The sequence below is a fragment of the Streptomyces minutiscleroticus genome, from assembly GCF_014650875.1.
GTDB classification, from domain to species: Bacteria; Actinomycetota; Actinomycetes; order Streptomycetales; family Streptomycetaceae; genus Streptomyces; species Streptomyces minutiscleroticus.
On record NZ_BMVU01000025.1, the window covers coordinates 1 to 13,535 of the forward strand.

Sequence of the window (13,535 nt, forward strand, 5' to 3'; positions counted from 1 at the left end):
CGCCGGCCGCCGGCCGCGGTGGCCGGCGGGCCCCCGCCCCTCGGCGTCCGCCGTCCGCCGCCCGGGCGCGGCCCGGCAGTTCGAAGCCCAGCCCGGCCGCGGCCCGCTCCGGGGTGGGCTGGCTCCAGCGCTCCGCCACCGCCTGGTTCGTGGCGAGCGAGCGCGTCTCCGCGCGGTCGAGGTAGAGCGTGCCGTCCAGGTGGTCCGTCTCGTGCTGGACGATGCGCGCGGGCCAGCCGGAGAACTCCTCGTCCACCGCCCGCCCCCGCTCGTCCAGCGCCCGCAGCCGCACCCGGGCGGCCCGGGACACCACCGCCTGCCAGCCCGGCACGCTCAGGCAGCCCTCGAAGAAGGCGGCGAGGTCCGGGCCGACGGGTTCGTACACGGGGTTGACCAGGACGCGGAACGGCAGGGGCACCCGGCCGCGCGCCGTCCGCACCTCCTCCGGCACCGGCGCCGGGTCCTCGACCACCGCCAGCCGCAGCGGGACGCCGACCTGCGGCGCCGCGAGGCCGACCCCCGGCGCGGCGTGCATCGTGGCGCGCAGGGCGGCCGTGAACCGGGCCAGCAGCGCCGGTTCCAGCTGTCCGTCGAACGGCTCGGCGGCCCGGCGCAGCACCGGGTCGCCCGCGGTGACGATCGGCAACGGGCCCTCGTGCTCCAGGAGTTCTTCGACGTGCTCGGCGAGGGTCCGGGACACCATGCGCTCACTGCTCCGCTCTCGGGGGGATGCCATCGCGCCAGCATGCCAAGAGCGGGGGCGCACCGCGAAGCGGCGCCCCGGGAACCGGCTCGAGCCCCACCGGTGTGACCCATGCCACACGCCTTGTCCGGGAACCCGCCGGCCCCGCGCCCCGACTACTGGACTGCCGTGGCCGGATCCGTCCGCGGTCCGGCCCCGCCCCCTGCCCACGGGAGAAGCGCACCCATGTCCACCGCCCCGCCGCCCGCGACGGACGAGTCCCCCCGGTCGCCGTCCCGTCCGCAGCCCGCCCCGGTCCCGCCCCGCCGCTCGCCGTGGTCGGCGCTGCGCCCGCTCGTGCTGCGACTGCACTTCTACGCGGGGGTGCTGATCGCCCCGTTCCTGCTGGTCGCCGCGGTGACCGGCGTACTGTACGCGGCGTCGTTCCAGGCCGAGGAGATCGTCTACGACCACGAGCTGACCGTCCCCGCCGTCGGCGACCGGGAGCTGCCCGTGTCGGAGCAGATCGCCGCCGCCCGCAAGGCGCACCCCGAAGGCACCCTCTCCGCCGTGCGCCCCGCGCCCGAGGCCGACGCGACCACCAGAGTGATGCTGTCCGGCGTCCCCGGCGTCGACCCCGGCCACACGCTCGCCGTCTTCGTCGACCCCTACACCGGCGAGGTCCGCGGCGCCCTCGAACAGTACGGGTCCACGGGCGCGCTGCCGCTGCGCACCTGGATCGACCAGCTGCACGCGAACCTGCACCTGGGCCGGCCCGGCCGCCTCTACAGCGAACTCGCGGCCAGCTGGCTGTGGGTCGTCGCGGGCGGCGGCCTGGTGCTGTGGTGCGCGCGCCGCCGCGCCCGGCGGAAGGTGCGCGGCGCCACCGGCCGCCGCCGCGTCCTCGCCCTGCACGGCTCGGTCGGCGTGTGGGCGGCGCTCGGGCTCTTCTTCCTCTCCGCGACCGGACTGACCTGGTCGACGTACGCCGGGGCCAACGTCACGGACCTGCGCGCGGCCCTCCACCAGGCCACGCCCTCCGTGTCGGCACAGGTGGCCGGCGGGGACGCCGGCGGCGAGCACGCCGGACACGGGGGCGCGGCGGGCGGAGGCGGAGCGGCGGCCGGGACGCACGGGCGGGACGTCGGCGTGGACAAGGTCCTGGCGGCCGCCCGCGCACAGGGCCTGGAGAACCCGGTGGAGATCGTGCCGCCGGCCGACGCCTCCTCCGCGTACGTCGTCCAGCAGGTGCAGCGCGCCTGGCCCACCAAGCAGGACGCGGTGGCCGTCGACCCGGCGAGCGGCGAGGTGACCGACGTGGTGCGCTTCGCGGACCACCCCGTGCTCGCCAAGCTGTCCCGCTGGGGCATCGACGCCCACACCGGCGTCCTGTTCGGCCTGGTCAACCAGCTCGTGCTGATGGCGCTCGGACTCGGCCTGGTCCTGCTGACCGTATGGGGCTACCGCATGTGGTGGCTGCGCGGCCGCGCCGGGCGGTTCGGCCGCCCCGTACCGCGCGGCGCCTGGCAGCAGGTGCCCCCGCTGCTGCTCGTCCCGCTGATGGCGGCGGTCGCCGTCCTGGGGTACTTCGTGCCGCTCCTCGGTATCCCGCTGGCGGCCTTCGTGGCCGTGGACGTCGTGCTGGGCGAGATCGCCCACCGCGGGGGGAAGCGGACCTACGTCTGAGCGGCCCTGACGAGGGCGTGGGAAAGGGCGGTGCGGTGACAGCCATGCACGCGGCCGTCACCGCACCGCCCTTCCTTCGTTCCGCGTCCGGCCCGGGCCGTCGCCTCCTACAGCGCGGCGAAGTCACCGGCCAGCGCCGAGGCGAGGCGCAGGTGCGGCTCCGCCTCCGCGTCGCGGCCCTGGCGCTGGAGCGTGCGGCCGAGCATCAGCCGGGCGTAGTGCTCGGCCGGGTCGCGCTCGACGAGGACGCGCAGCTGGTCCTCGGCGCGCTTGAGCTGGGCCGAGTGGTAGTACGCGCGGGCCAGCAGCAGCCGCGGCCCGACCTGGTCCGGCACCTCCTCGACGAGGCCGCCGAGGATGTCCGCCGCCATGGAGTACCTCTTGGCGTCGAAGAACGTCCGCGCCCGCTCCCAACGCTCCGCCGACGTGCCCTGCTCGTAGTACTTCATCTCGCTGAAGCTCCCTTCCGACCAGCCCGAACGGCGGGAGAGCGGCGGATATTCCGCCTCCCCGACCGGCCCCCTGCGGGCCGTGCCCGGCGCGCCCATTCGCGTCATGAAGGACCCGGCGCCGCACGGCGCGGGGCCGCTCCGGGTAGGCATCGCGCCATGAACGTGAACCCCATCGAACTGCAGAAGTGCCTCGGCGGCATGAACTACCCCGCCGACAAGAAGACCGTCGTGGACCAGGCCAAGCAGCACGGCGCCGACAAGGAGATCATGGGAGCCCTGGAGGCGCTGCCCGACAAGGAGTACGGCACCCCGGCCGAGATCAACAAGGAGGTCAACCGGCACACCTGAGGCGGTACGGCCCCAGCGGGGGGAGTGCCCTCACACGACGGCGTCCGCCCCGACCGTCACCCGCTCGCCCCGCCCGCAGCGCACCACCCGCGCGCCGTGCCCGCGGCGCTCCGCCTCCGCGAGGAAGGCGGACAGCGGGGAGCGGAAGACGCCGTAGTCGTCGTAGTGGACCGGCAGGACGCGGCGCGGGCCGATCGCCTCCAGCAGGTCGTTGCCCTGCCCGGCGTCCATGGTCACCATCAGGCCACCGGGCAGCGTCGTGCCGCCCAGGTGCAGTACCGCCAGGTGGATGTCCGGGTACCTGCGGGCGATCTCCCCCAGCTCGTCGTGGTACAGCGTGTCGCCGGTCAGGTAGAGCACCAGGCGGACCTCCCCGGAGCGGTCGCCGAACTCCAGCAGACTTCCCATCACCGGGGGAAGGAGGGCGCCCACCGGGCCGAGGGCGTGCCGGCCGGGCAGCGAGGTGATCCGCACCGTCGAGTCGCCGCGCCGCAGGGTGTGGCTCTCCCACGTGCGCAGCCCCATGGCCCGGCGGTAGCCGAACAGGCCCTGCAGGGTGCGGGAGGCGTGCGGGGTGGTGACGAAGGGCAGCCCCCGGTCCAGGTGGCGCCGCGCCACCCGGTCGAAGTGGTCGCCGTGCAGGTGGGACAGGACGACCGCGTCCAGGTCCGCGTGGGGCAGGTCCGCCGCGTCCAGTGCGGGCTCGGTCAGCCGGCGCGACACCAGGCCGTACCCGAGGTGGGCGAACTGCCCCCTGTGCAGGAAGTTCGGATCGGTCAGCAGCGTCAGACCGCCGTAGCGGATCAGCAGTGTCGCGTTGCCGATGAACAGGATCTCCGCGGTGCCGTCCGCCGGTGCCCGCTCCATGACCGCCTCCTTCAGCCGCGTACCGCTCGCTTCCGTGCCACCGCCCGAGTGACCACGGGGCCGCCGCCTACACGCGTACGCCTGCGGACGCTCAGCGGCGGCGCAGGGCGAAGGCCGCGGCGGCGAGGAGCAGGACGCCCGCCCCTGCGCCCGCGACCAGCGGCAGGGTCGTGCGGTCGGCCGCCGCGGCCGGCTCGCCCGCGACGGTCCCCGTCCCGTCGGGCGACGGGGAGCCGGAGGCGGCCCCGGACGCGGGCGTCCCCGAGGGGGACGGGGACGGCGGGCGCGGGGAAGCGGAGGCGGCGGGCGCGGTCCGCTCCGCCGTGCCGCCGCCCGCGTCGCCTGAACCGGCCAGCACCACGTCCGAGCAGGAGTAGTACGTGTCCGGCGTGCTCGTGTTCCGCCAGATCGTGTAGAGGAGGTGGTGTCCCGTACGGCCGGCGGGCAGCTTCGCCGCGACGCGGTACGCGCCGTCCTCCAGGGCGGGGTCGGTGGCCGTGGCGAAGGGGCGGGTGTCCAGGTCGGACCAGTTCAGGGGCTTCGACGGGTCGTAGCCGTCCTTCGTCAGGTACAGCTCGAAGGTGCCGGTGTGCGGGATCGTCGAGGCGTACCGCAGCGTCAGGCGGCCCCCGGCGGGCAGGCGGGTCGACGGCCAGTCGGCGCGGGCCAGGTCCAGGCCCCGGTAGGCGTCGAGGCCGCCGCTGCACAGCCGGCCGTCCGGGATCACCCGGCGGTCACGGCCCGCGACCCCGGCCACACGGAGATCGTCCCAGGCGGCGAAGGCGCTTCCGCCCGCCGCCCGCGCCGCCCGGCAGGCGGCCGACCGGGCCTGCGCGCCGCCCTGCGGCGAGCAGGCCACCACCCGGCCGACCGGGTCCGTCGGCGCCCCGTGCGCGGCGGCGGGCCCGGCCGCCGCCACCGCGAGCAGCAGCGGCAGGACCCCGGCGAGGGCGGCGGTACGGGTGCGGGCGCGGGACACGGCCATCCGCGGGACCTCCTGGGCACGGCACGGCGTCCGGCCCGGCGGGACGCCGTCGGGGCCGAACCGATCGGTGTCCCGTGGAGTACGGCCCGCACCCGCCCGGCGTTCAGCGCGGACCGGAGCGGCCGCCCACCGGACCGGCGGCCGCCCGTGTGCGGGGGCGGCGCCGCGCCCCTCGGCTACTTCCCCTCGTCCGCCCCGCTCACCAGCACCACCTCCAGCGTGCGCGGGCCGTGCACGCCCTCCACCCGGTCCAGTTCGATGTCGCTGGTCGCGGACGGGCCCGAGATCCAGGTCAGCGGGCGGGCCGGGTCGAGCCGGGGCAGGGCCTGCGGGACCGAGGAGACGACCTGCTCCGGCACCCGCACGACGCAGACGTGGTGGTCGGGGACGAGGGTGATCCGGCGGCGCCCCTGGTCGGGGGAGCCGTCCAGGACGATGGTGCCGGTCTCGGCGATCGCCACCGCGCAGCCCGTGACCACGCTGTCGACCCGGTCCAGTTCGTGCGCGGTGCTCCCGGCCGCGTCGGGTACGTGCTCCACGCCGTCGGCCTCCGCGAGCCAGGCCCCGGGCAGACCCGGCGGGACCAGGACGCTGCCCGCGCCCCGCCCGGCCAGCAACCGGGCCAGCGTGCCCGGCAGTTCGCCCGTCGTGCAGCGGTGCACGAGCGCCCGGTAGTCGGCGAGGTTCTCCGCGAGGAGGTCCACCGTCTGCTCGGCGGTCCGGTCGCCGTGCTCGGTCGCGTAGGGGCGCGGGACGGCCCGCTCGTACGGGGTGTCGTCCGCCGGTACGTCCGCGAGCGCGCGCCGCACCCGGGCCAGGATCAGGTCCCTGCTGCTCACTTGCCAGTCCCCTGTCCGCCGTGCGTGCGCTGCCACCAGTCGCGGAACGGCTCCGCGGGCACCGGCGGCAGGTCGCGGCTCGCGCTCCAGGCCCGGCCGGGCCCCGGCAGCGTCCGCGGGTGGAAGCGGCGCGAGCGCGAGGCGATCCGCTGGCCCGCGCGCAGCGCGCCCGGGCTGCCGAGCGCCCAGCGGGCCGCCCGCATCGCCGCCCGCTCGGCGGTGTGCCCCTTGGCGGGCTTCAGCATCACCTTGGCGCCCCTCTGCGTCACGACGCCGCCCTGGGCGACGCGTTCGCGCAGGTGGACCAGGACCTCCGGGATGTCGATGGCGACCGGGCAGACCTCGTAGCAGGCGCCGCACAGCGAGGAGGCGTACGGCAGGGAGGCGTCGATCTCGCTCTGCGTGCCGCGCAGCTGGGGGCTGAGGATGGCGCCGATCGGGCCGGGGTAGACCGAGCCGTACGCGTGGCCGCCCGCCCGCTCGTAGACCGGGCAGACGTTGAGGCAGGCCGAGCAGCGGATGCAGCGCAGGGCCTGGCGGCCGACCTCGTCGGCGAGGGTGTCGGTGCGGCCGTTGTCGAGCAGGACCAGGTGGAAGGTGCGCGGGCCGTCCCCGTCGGCGGTACCCGTCCACGTCGACGTGTACGGGTTCATGCGCTCGGCCGTCGAGGAACGCGGCAGGGTCTGCAGGAAGACCTCCAGGTCCCGCCAGGTCGGCACGATCTTCTCGATGCCGACGACCGAGATCAGCGTCTCGGGCAGGGTCAGGCACATCCGGCCGTTGCCCTCGGACTCCACGACGACCAGCGTGCCGGTCTCGGCGACCATGAAGTTGGCGCCGGAGACGCCGACCTTGGCGCGCAGGAACTTCTCCCGCAGGTGCAGCCGGGCGGCCTCGGCGAGTTCGGCGGGGGTGTCGGTCAGTCCCTCGGGGGCCGGGCGGCCCCACTCGCCCATCTCCGAGCGGAAGATGTCGCGGATCTCGCCGCGGTTGCGGTGGATCGCCGGGACCAGGATGTGCGAGGGGCGGTCATCGCCCAGCTGCACGATCAGCTCGGCCAGGTCGGTCTCGTAGGCGTGGACGCCCTCGGCCCGAAGCGCCTCGTTGAGGCCGATCTCCTGCGTGGCCATCGACTTGACCTTGACGACCTCGGTCTCGCCGGTGGCCCGGACCAGGTCGGCGACGATGCGGTTGGCCTCGTCCGCGTCGGCGGCCCAGTGCACGGTGCCGCCGGCCGCCGTGACCGACTCCTCCAACTGCACCAGGTAGCGGTCGAGGTGGCGCAGCGTGTGGTCCTTGATCCGCCTGCCCGCCTCGCGCAGCTCCGCCCAGTCGGACACCTCGGCGACGGCCTTGGCGCGCTTGGCGCGGATGGTGTGGGTGGCGTGGCGCAGGTTGCCGCGCAGCGTCGTGTCGCGCACGGCCTCGTGCGCGGCCTTCGGGAAGGCCGGCATGCCGACGAACGTCCCGCTCACGCGTCCCGCTCCTTCCCGGCGTACTCGGTGTGCTCGGCGCGCGGGGCGCACATGACGCGCTCGCTCATGCCAGGGGCTCCTCTTCCGTGCTCGCCAGGATCTCCGCGATGTGGACCGGGCGCATGCCGACGCGCAGCCGCGTCATCGTGCCGCCGATGTGCATCAGGCACGAGTTGTCGGCCGCGCACAGCACGTCCGCGCCCGTCGAGGCGGCGTTGCGCACCTTGTCGGCGCCCATCGCCGCGGAGACGTCGGAGTTCTTCACCGCGAACGTGCCGCCGAAGCCGCAGCACTCCTCGGCGCCGGGCAGCTCCCGCAGCTCCAGGCCCCCGACCGCCTCCAGCAGCCGCCGCGGCCGGTCGCCCAGCCCGAGGCTGCGCAGACCGTGGCAGGTCGGGTGGTAGGTGACGGTGTGCGGGTAGTACGCCCCCACGTCCGTCACGCCGACCACGTCCACCAGGAACTCCGTCAGTTCGTACGTCCTGGGCACCACCGGCGCCAGGGTGCGGGCGAGGGTGTCGCCGCGGCCCTCGGCGCGGGCCCGCTCGCCCATGCGCGGATACAGCTCGCGCACCATCGCGCCGCACGATCCGGACGGCGTGACGATCGCCTCGTACCCCCCGAAGACCTCGGAGAAGTTCCGGGCGAGCGGCTCGGCCTCGTGGCGGTAGCCGGTGTTGTAGTGCGCCTGCCCGCAGCAGGTCTGGCCCATCGGGAAGTCGACCTCGACGCCCAGCCTGGTCAGCAGTTTCACCACGGCACGTCCGGTGTCCGGATAGAGCGTGTCGTTGACACAGGTCAGGAACAGGGCGACACGCATCGCGGCTCCTTGTGATCGAACATGGGATGAATGCAGGGTACGGGGCGGCCGGTGCGCAAAGGGAGACCTCCGCGCACCGGCCCGGTACCCCGTGAGCGGGGAGGACCCCGCCGCCCCGGCGGGCGGGGCGGGTTCACCGGCCGGCGAGCCGGTCCTCCGCCGCCCGCCAGGCCGCCCGGTCCCCGCGCGGCTCGTAGCGCTCCAGCGGCTGGGTGCGGGCCAGCAGCCGGCGCATCTCCGCCCGGTCGCCGACCAGCCCCTGCGCCCGCGCCTGGACGAGCACGTTGCCGAGCGCGGCGGCCTCGGCCGGGCCCGCGACGACGGGCAGCCCGCAGGCGTCCGCCGTCAGCTGGCACAGCAGCGCGTTGCGCGTGCCGCCGCCCACGATGTGCACCACGTCCACCGGGTGGTCGGCCAGGGCCTGCGCCTCGGCGACCGCCCGGCGATGTGCCAGGGCGAGGGAGTCGAGGATGCAGCGGGTGATCTCCGCCCGGGACTCCGGCACCGGCTGCCCCGCGTCCCGGCACGCGGCCGCGATCCGCTCCGGCATCCGGCCCGGCGCGAGGAACGCGGCGTCCCCCGCGTCCACGACCGAGCGCAGCGCCGGCACCCCGGCCGCCTCGCGCAGCAGCTCGCCCAGGTCGGGATCGCCCCAGGCGCGGCAGCACTCCTGGAGCAGCCACAGGCCCATGATGTTGCGCAGGTGGCGGACCGTGCCGTCCAGGCCCAGCTCGTTGGTGAAGTTGGCCGCGCGGCTCGCCTCGGTCAGCACCGGCGCGTCCAGCTCCAGGCCCGCCAGGGACCAGGTGCCGGTGCAGATGTAGGCGAAGCGCTCGTCGGCCGCCGGCACCGCGGCGACCGCGGACGCCGTGTCGTGGGAGCCGACCGTCGTCAGCGGGACGGGCCCGGTCAGGCCCAGCTCGGCCAGGAGCTCCGCACGCAGCGCGCCCGCCGGGTCGCCCGGCCGCCGCAGCGGCGCGAACAGGCCCAGGTCGACACCCAGCCGGTCCGCGACGCCGCGCGCCCAGTCGCCGGTGCGCGGGTCGATCAGCTGCGTCGTGGAGGCGTTGGTCAGCTCGGTGCCCTGCTCGCCCGTCAGCCAGTACGCCAGCAGGTCGGGTATGAGCAACAGCCGCTCGGCGGCGGCCAGTTGCGCGGTGCCGCGCGCGGCGGCGAGCTGGTAGAGCGTGTTGAAGGGCGCGTACTGCAGGCCCGTCGCCGCGTACAGCTCGTCCGCCGGGACGCTCGCCCACACCTTCTCCGCGACGCCCTCGGTGCGGGCGTCGCGGTAGTGCACCGGATTGCCGAGCAGCGCCCCGTCGGCGTCCAGCAGACCGTAGTCCACGGCCCAGCTGTCGATGCCGACGGAGCCGAGCCGCCCGCCGCACAGCGCGCCGGCCGCCCGCAGTCCGTCGAGCACACCGGCGTACAGGCCGAGGACGTCCCAGCGCAGCCCCTCGGGGAGGCGGACCGGCCGGTTGGGGAAGCGGTGCGCCTCTGTCAGCTCCAGCAGGTCGCGGCCGACGCGGCCGGTCATGACGCGTCCGCTGGACGCGCCGAGGTCGACCGCGGCGTACGCGCGCGGGCCCGTGCCCGCCGCCGGTGCCGTCGCCGTCATCGCAGGAACGCGGCGGCCACACCCGCGTCGACCGGGACGTGCAGGCCGGTGGTGTGCGTCAGGTCGCCGCCGGTCAGCGCGAACACGGCGTTCGCGACGTGCTCCGGCAGCACCTCCCGCTTGAGGATGGTGCGCTGGGCGTAGAACTCGCCGAGCTTCTCCTCCTCCACCCCGTACACGGCGGCGCGCTGCGCGCCCCAGCCGCCCGCGAAGATGCCCGAGCCGCGCACCACGCCGTCCGGGTTGACGCCGTTGACACGGATGCCGTGCTCGCCCAGCTCGGCCGCCAGCAGGCGGACCTGGTGGGCCTGGTCGGCCTTGGTCGCGGAGTAGGCGATGTTGTTCGGGCCGGCGAAGACGGCGTTCTTGGAGGCGATGTAGACGATGTCGCCGCCGAGCCCCTGCGTGATCATCACCCGGGCCGCCTCGCGCGAGACGAGGAAGGAGCCGCGGGCCATGATGTCGTGCTGGAGGTCCCAGTCCTTCGCCGTGGTCTCCAGGAGCGGCCTGGAGATGGAGATGCCGGCGTTGTTGACGACCAGGTCGACGCCGCCGAAGGCGAGGACGGCCGCCTTGAAGGCCGCGGCGATCTGCTCCTCGTCGGTGACGTCCACGGTCACCGCGACGGCCTTGTCGGGGCCGCCCAGCTCCTCGGCGACGGCGGCGGCGTTCCCGGCGTTCAGGTCCGCCACGACGACACAGGCGCCCTCGGCGACCAGCCGGTGCGCGATCGCCCTGCCGATCCCGCTGCCCGCGCCGGTCACCAGCGCCACGCGCGTGGCCAGCGGCTTCGGCTTCGGCATCCGCTGGAGCTTGGCCTCCTCCAGGGCCCAGTACTCGATGCGGAACTTCTCCGACTCCTCGATCGGCGCGTACGTGGACACCGCCTCGGCGCCGCGCATCACGTTGATCGCGTTGACGTAGAACTCGCCCGCCACGCGCGCGGTCTGCTTGTCCTTGCCGAAGGAGAACATGCCCACGCCCGGGACCAGCACGATCGCCGGGTCCGCACCGCGCATGGCGGGGGAGCCGGGCTCGGCGTGCCGCTCGTAGTAGGCGGCGTACTGGGTGCGGTACTCGGCGTGCAGCTCCTTCAGCCGCGCGACCGCCTCGTCCACGGGCGCGGTGGGCGGCAGGTCCAGGACCAGGGGGCGCACCTTGGTGCGCAGGAAGTGGTCGGGGCAGGAGGTGCCCAGGGCGGCCAGGCGCGGGTGCTCGGCGCCGGCCAGGAAGTCCAGGACGACCTCGGAGTCGGTGAAGTGGCCGACCTGCGGGCGGTCCTGGGAGGCGATCGCCCGGATCACGGGCGCGAGCGCGGCGGCCCGCTCGCGGCGCTCGGCGGCGCCCAGCGGGGCGTACCCGTCGAGGACCGGCCCGAACGGCTCGGCCTTCCCGCGCTCCTGCAGGAACGCCTCGGCGGTGCGGATGATGTGCAGCGAGTTGCGCTCGCACTCCTCGGCGGTGGAGCCCCAGGCGGTGATGCCGTGGCCGCCCAGGACGCAGCCGATGGCCTGCGGGTTGGCCTCCTTGACGGCGGCGATGTCCAGGCCGAGCTGGAAGCCGGGCCGGCGCCACGGCACCCACACCACACTGTCCCCGAAGCACTCGGCGGTCAGCTTCTCGCCGTCGGCGGCGCAGGCGAGGGCGATACCGGAGTCGGGGTGCAGGTGGTCGACGTGGGCGGCGTCGACGAGTCCGTGCATGGCGGTGTCGATGGAGGGCGCGGCACCGCCCCTGCCGTGCAGGCAGTAGTCGAACGCGGCGACCATCTCGTCCTCGCGCTCGACGCCCGGGTAGACCTCGGTCAGCGCGCGCAGCCGGTCCAGGCGCAGCACGGCGAGCCCGGCCTCGGTCAGCGTGCCCAGGTCGCCGCCGGAGCCCTTGACCCACATCAGCTCCACGTCGCCGCCGGTCACCGGGTCGGTGTCGGTGCCCTTGGCGGAGGCGTTGCCGCCCGCGTAGTTGGTGTTGCGCGGATCGGCGCCGAGCCGGTGCGAACGGGCGAGAAGCGCGGCGGCTTCGGGATGGGTTGCCATGTGTTCCAGTCCTTCGAAGTATGTGAACGGGTTATCCGAGGGCGCCCCGTCAGGCGAATCCCGGGACCGGGTGGAAGCGCCCCGTCAGGGGCGCGGGGAACTGCGCGACCAGCCACGAGCGACCCGCACCCGCCGAACGGCCCCGGAGCCGCACGGCGAACCGGCGGCCGCCGTCAGGCGAGACCCGCCGTCAGGCGAGACCCGCCGTCAGGCGAATCCCGCCGTCAGGCGAGACCTGCCGGGAGGCGAATCCGGCCGGCAGGCGGGCCCGGCGGGCCCGCCACGGACCCGCGACCGCCACCGGGCCGGACGGCCTACGCGCCCCAGCCCGCCTGCTGCCCGCCCACACGCTCCGCCGTGATCCGCTCGGCCCAGCCGGAACGGCGGTACGCCGCGATCGGGTCGCCGTCCAGGCCCAGCTCCTCGCGGACCTCCGCCAGCAGCGGGCGCACGTCGGTGTTGTAGGCGTCCATCAGGACGGCGTTCGCCTCCAGCACGTCGCCGGAGCGCTGGGCGACGGCGAGCGCCTCGCGGTCGACGAGCAGCGCCTTGGCCGTCGCCTCCTGGACGTTCATCACCGAGCGGATGATCGCGGGGATCTTCGCCTCGATGTTGTGGCACTGGTCGAGCATGAAGGCCACGTCGGAGGTGAGGCCGCCGCCGCGGATCACCTCGTACATGATGCGGAACAGCTGGAAGGGGTCCGCGGCGCCGACCATCAGGTCGTCGTCCGCGTAGAAGCGGGAGTTGAAGTCGAAGGCGCCGAGCCTGCCCTCGCGCAGCAGCGTGGCGACGATGAACTCGATGTTGGTGCCCGGCGCGTGGTGGCCGGTGTCCACCACGACCTGCGCCCTGGGGCCGAGCTTGAGGCAGTGCGCGTACGCCGTGCCCCAGTCCGGCACGTCGGTGGTGTAGAAGGCCGGCTCGAAGAACTTGTACTCCAGGAGCAGCCGCTGGTCGTCGCCGAGCCGCTCGTAGACCGCGGCCAGGGCCTCGGCGAGCCGGTCCTGGCGCTCGCGGACGTCGTCCTGGCCGGGGTAGTTGGTGCCGTCGGCGAACCACAGCTTCAGGTCCCTGGACCCGGTCGCGTCCATGATGTCGACGCACTCGAAGAGGTGGTCCAGGGCCTTGCGGCGCACGGCCGCGTCCGGGTGGCAGACGCTGCCCAGCTTGTAGTCGTCGTCCTGGAAGGTGTTGGAGTTGACCGTCCCGAGCTTCACGCCGTGGTCCTGCGCGAACTCGGCGAGCGCGGCGTAGTCGTCGACCTTGTCCCACGGGATGTGCAGGGCGACGGTCGGCGCCGCGCCCGTGAACTCGTGGACCTTGGCGGCGTCCTCCAGCTTCTCCTGCGGCGTGCGCGGCACTCCGGCCTGCGCGAACACCTTGAACCGGGTCCCCGAGTTCCCGTACGCCCACGACGGCGTCTCGACGGCCTGGTTCTTGAGGGCGGCCTTCACGGCGGCGGGCTCGGTCACTTCACGGCTCCTACGACAGGGGGGGCAGAGAGACATCGAGTCTGAAACGATTCAGGATGGGAAGCTATGAGCGCCGCAAGGGGCTGTCAACCCCTCCGGCTCATACGAAAATCCGTGACCGGGCCGTTACTTCTGACATTCGAAAATTTTCGATCCCGACCCATTGACGGGACCTACTCGTCCTGCCTAACGTCCCGGCAACCTAGTTGAAACCTTTCACGACGCCGTGAGGTCGCCCCGCCGTGCGTCGTT

11 protein-coding genes and 1 pseudogene are annotated in these 13,535 nt (G+C 74.6%); 2 read left to right on the plus strand and 10 right to left on the minus strand.

The window, feature by feature from the left end; translation table 11 throughout:
- Positions 1-70 precede the first annotated feature (70 nt).
- A pseudogene (locus IE271_RS22790) lies at positions 71-736 on the minus strand (peptide deformylase); the annotation flags it as partial.
- 192 nt (positions 737-928) lie between these two features.
- Here IE271_RS22790 and IE271_RS22795 point away from each other — a divergent pair.
- A complete protein-coding gene (locus IE271_RS22795; protein WP_190192263.1) occupies positions 929-2,368 on the plus strand; it encodes a PepSY-associated TM helix domain-containing protein in 1,440 nt (479 codons plus the stop codon).
- 107 nt (positions 2,369-2,475) lie between these two features.
- Here the strand turns inward: IE271_RS22795 and IE271_RS22800 are convergent, their stop codons facing one another.
- Positions 2,476-2,817 carry a tetratricopeptide repeat protein gene (locus IE271_RS22800; RefSeq protein WP_190192264.1) on the minus strand — a complete coding sequence of 114 codons (342 nt, stop codon included), beginning with the start codon at positions 2,815-2,817 and terminating at the stop codon, positions 2,476-2,478.
- A 159-nt stretch (positions 2,818-2,976) separates the two neighbouring features.
- On the opposite strand from IE271_RS22800, the gene IE271_RS22805 reads away from it, so the two are divergent.
- Complete coding sequence (locus tag IE271_RS22805) at positions 2,977-3,168, plus strand: DUF2795 domain-containing protein (protein WP_190192265.1); 192 nt, start codon at positions 2,977-2,979, stop codon at positions 3,166-3,168.
- A 30-nt stretch (positions 3,169-3,198) separates the two neighbouring features.
- On the opposite strand, the gene IE271_RS22810 is transcribed toward IE271_RS22805, so the two are convergent.
- The 8 genes from IE271_RS22810 to rhaI all read right to left on the minus strand — a co-directional run bounded on the left by IE271_RS22810 (position 3,199) and on the right by rhaI (position 13,283).
- Complete coding sequence (locus IE271_RS22810) at positions 3,199-4,035, minus strand: MBL fold metallo-hydrolase (protein WP_190192266.1); 837 nt, start codon at positions 4,033-4,035, stop codon at positions 3,199-3,201.
- Positions 4,036-4,126: 91 nt separating this feature from the next.
- The gene (locus tag IE271_RS22815) at positions 4,127-5,020 is read right to left on the minus strand and encodes a lytic polysaccharide monooxygenase (RefSeq protein ID WP_190192267.1); all 894 of its coding nucleotides are present in this window, start codon (positions 5,018-5,020) and stop codon (positions 4,127-4,129) included.
- A gap of 176 nt (positions 5,021-5,196) precedes the next feature.
- A complete protein-coding gene (locus tag IE271_RS22820; protein ID WP_190192268.1) occupies positions 5,197-5,859 on the minus strand; it encodes a LutC/YkgG family protein in 663 nt (220 codons plus the stop codon).
- Positions 5,856-7,313, minus strand: a complete 1,458-nt coding sequence (locus IE271_RS22825) for a LutB/LldF family L-lactate oxidation iron-sulfur protein (RefSeq protein WP_190192355.1) — start codon at positions 7,311-7,313, stop codon at positions 5,856-5,858. Before IE271_RS22825 ends, IE271_RS22820 begins: the two co-directional genes overlap by 4 nt.
- Positions 7,314-7,398: 85 nt before the next feature.
- A complete protein-coding gene (locus tag IE271_RS22830; RefSeq protein WP_190192269.1) occupies positions 7,399-8,154 on the minus strand; it encodes a (Fe-S)-binding protein in 756 nt (251 codons plus the stop codon).
- 133 nt (positions 8,155-8,287) lie between these two features.
- Positions 8,288-9,772 (minus strand): rhamnulokinase, encoded by a 1,485-nt coding sequence (locus tag IE271_RS22835; protein WP_190192270.1) that lies wholly within the window; start codon positions 9,770-9,772, stop codon positions 8,288-8,290.
- On the minus strand, positions 9,769-11,808 hold the full coding sequence (locus IE271_RS22840; RefSeq protein ID WP_190192271.1) for a bifunctional aldolase/short-chain dehydrogenase: 2,040 nt from the start codon (positions 11,806-11,808) through the stop codon (positions 9,769-9,771). The genes IE271_RS22835 and IE271_RS22840 overlap by 4 nt, the downstream gene beginning before the upstream one ends.
- Before the next feature lie 314 nt (positions 11,809-12,122).
- Positions 12,123-13,283, minus strand: coding sequence for an L-rhamnose isomerase (gene rhaI / locus IE271_RS22845; RefSeq protein ID WP_190192272.1), 1,161 nt, complete (start codon positions 13,281-13,283; stop codon positions 12,123-12,125).
- Positions 13,284-13,535: the final 252 nt, after the last annotated feature.

Bases quoted from the DNA above. Each gene is read 5' to 3' on its own strand.
- IE271_RS22795 (WP_190192263.1), top strand. From the start codon at position 929: ATGTCCACCGCCCCGCCGCCCGCGACGGACGAGTCCCCCCGGTCGCCG.
- IE271_RS22800 (WP_190192264.1), bottom strand. From the start codon at position 2,817: ATGAAGTACTACGAGCAGGGCACGTCGGCGGAGCGTTGGGAGCGGGCG.
- IE271_RS22805 (WP_190192265.1), top strand. From the start codon at position 2,977: ATGAACGTGAACCCCATCGAACTGCAGAAGTGCCTCGGCGGCATGAAC.
- IE271_RS22810 (WP_190192266.1), bottom strand. From the start codon at position 4,035: ATGGAGCGGGCACCGGCGGACGGCACCGCGGAGATCCTGTTCATCGGC.
- IE271_RS22815 (WP_190192267.1), bottom strand. From the start codon at position 5,020: ATGGCCGTGTCCCGCGCCCGCACCCGTACCGCCGCCCTCGCCGGGGTC.
- IE271_RS22825 (WP_190192355.1), bottom strand. From the start codon at position 7,313: ATGCCGGCCTTCCCGAAGGCCGCGCACGAGGCCGTGCGCGACACGACG.
- IE271_RS22830 (WP_190192269.1), bottom strand. From the start codon at position 8,154: ATGCGTGTCGCCCTGTTCCTGACCTGTGTCAACGACACGCTCTATCCG.
- IE271_RS22835 (WP_190192270.1), bottom strand. From the start codon at position 9,772: ATGACGGCGACGGCACCGGCGGCGGGCACGGGCCCGCGCGCGTACGCC.
- IE271_RS22840 (WP_190192271.1), bottom strand. From the start codon at position 11,808: ATGGCAACCCATCCCGAAGCCGCCGCGCTTCTCGCCCGTTCGCACCGG.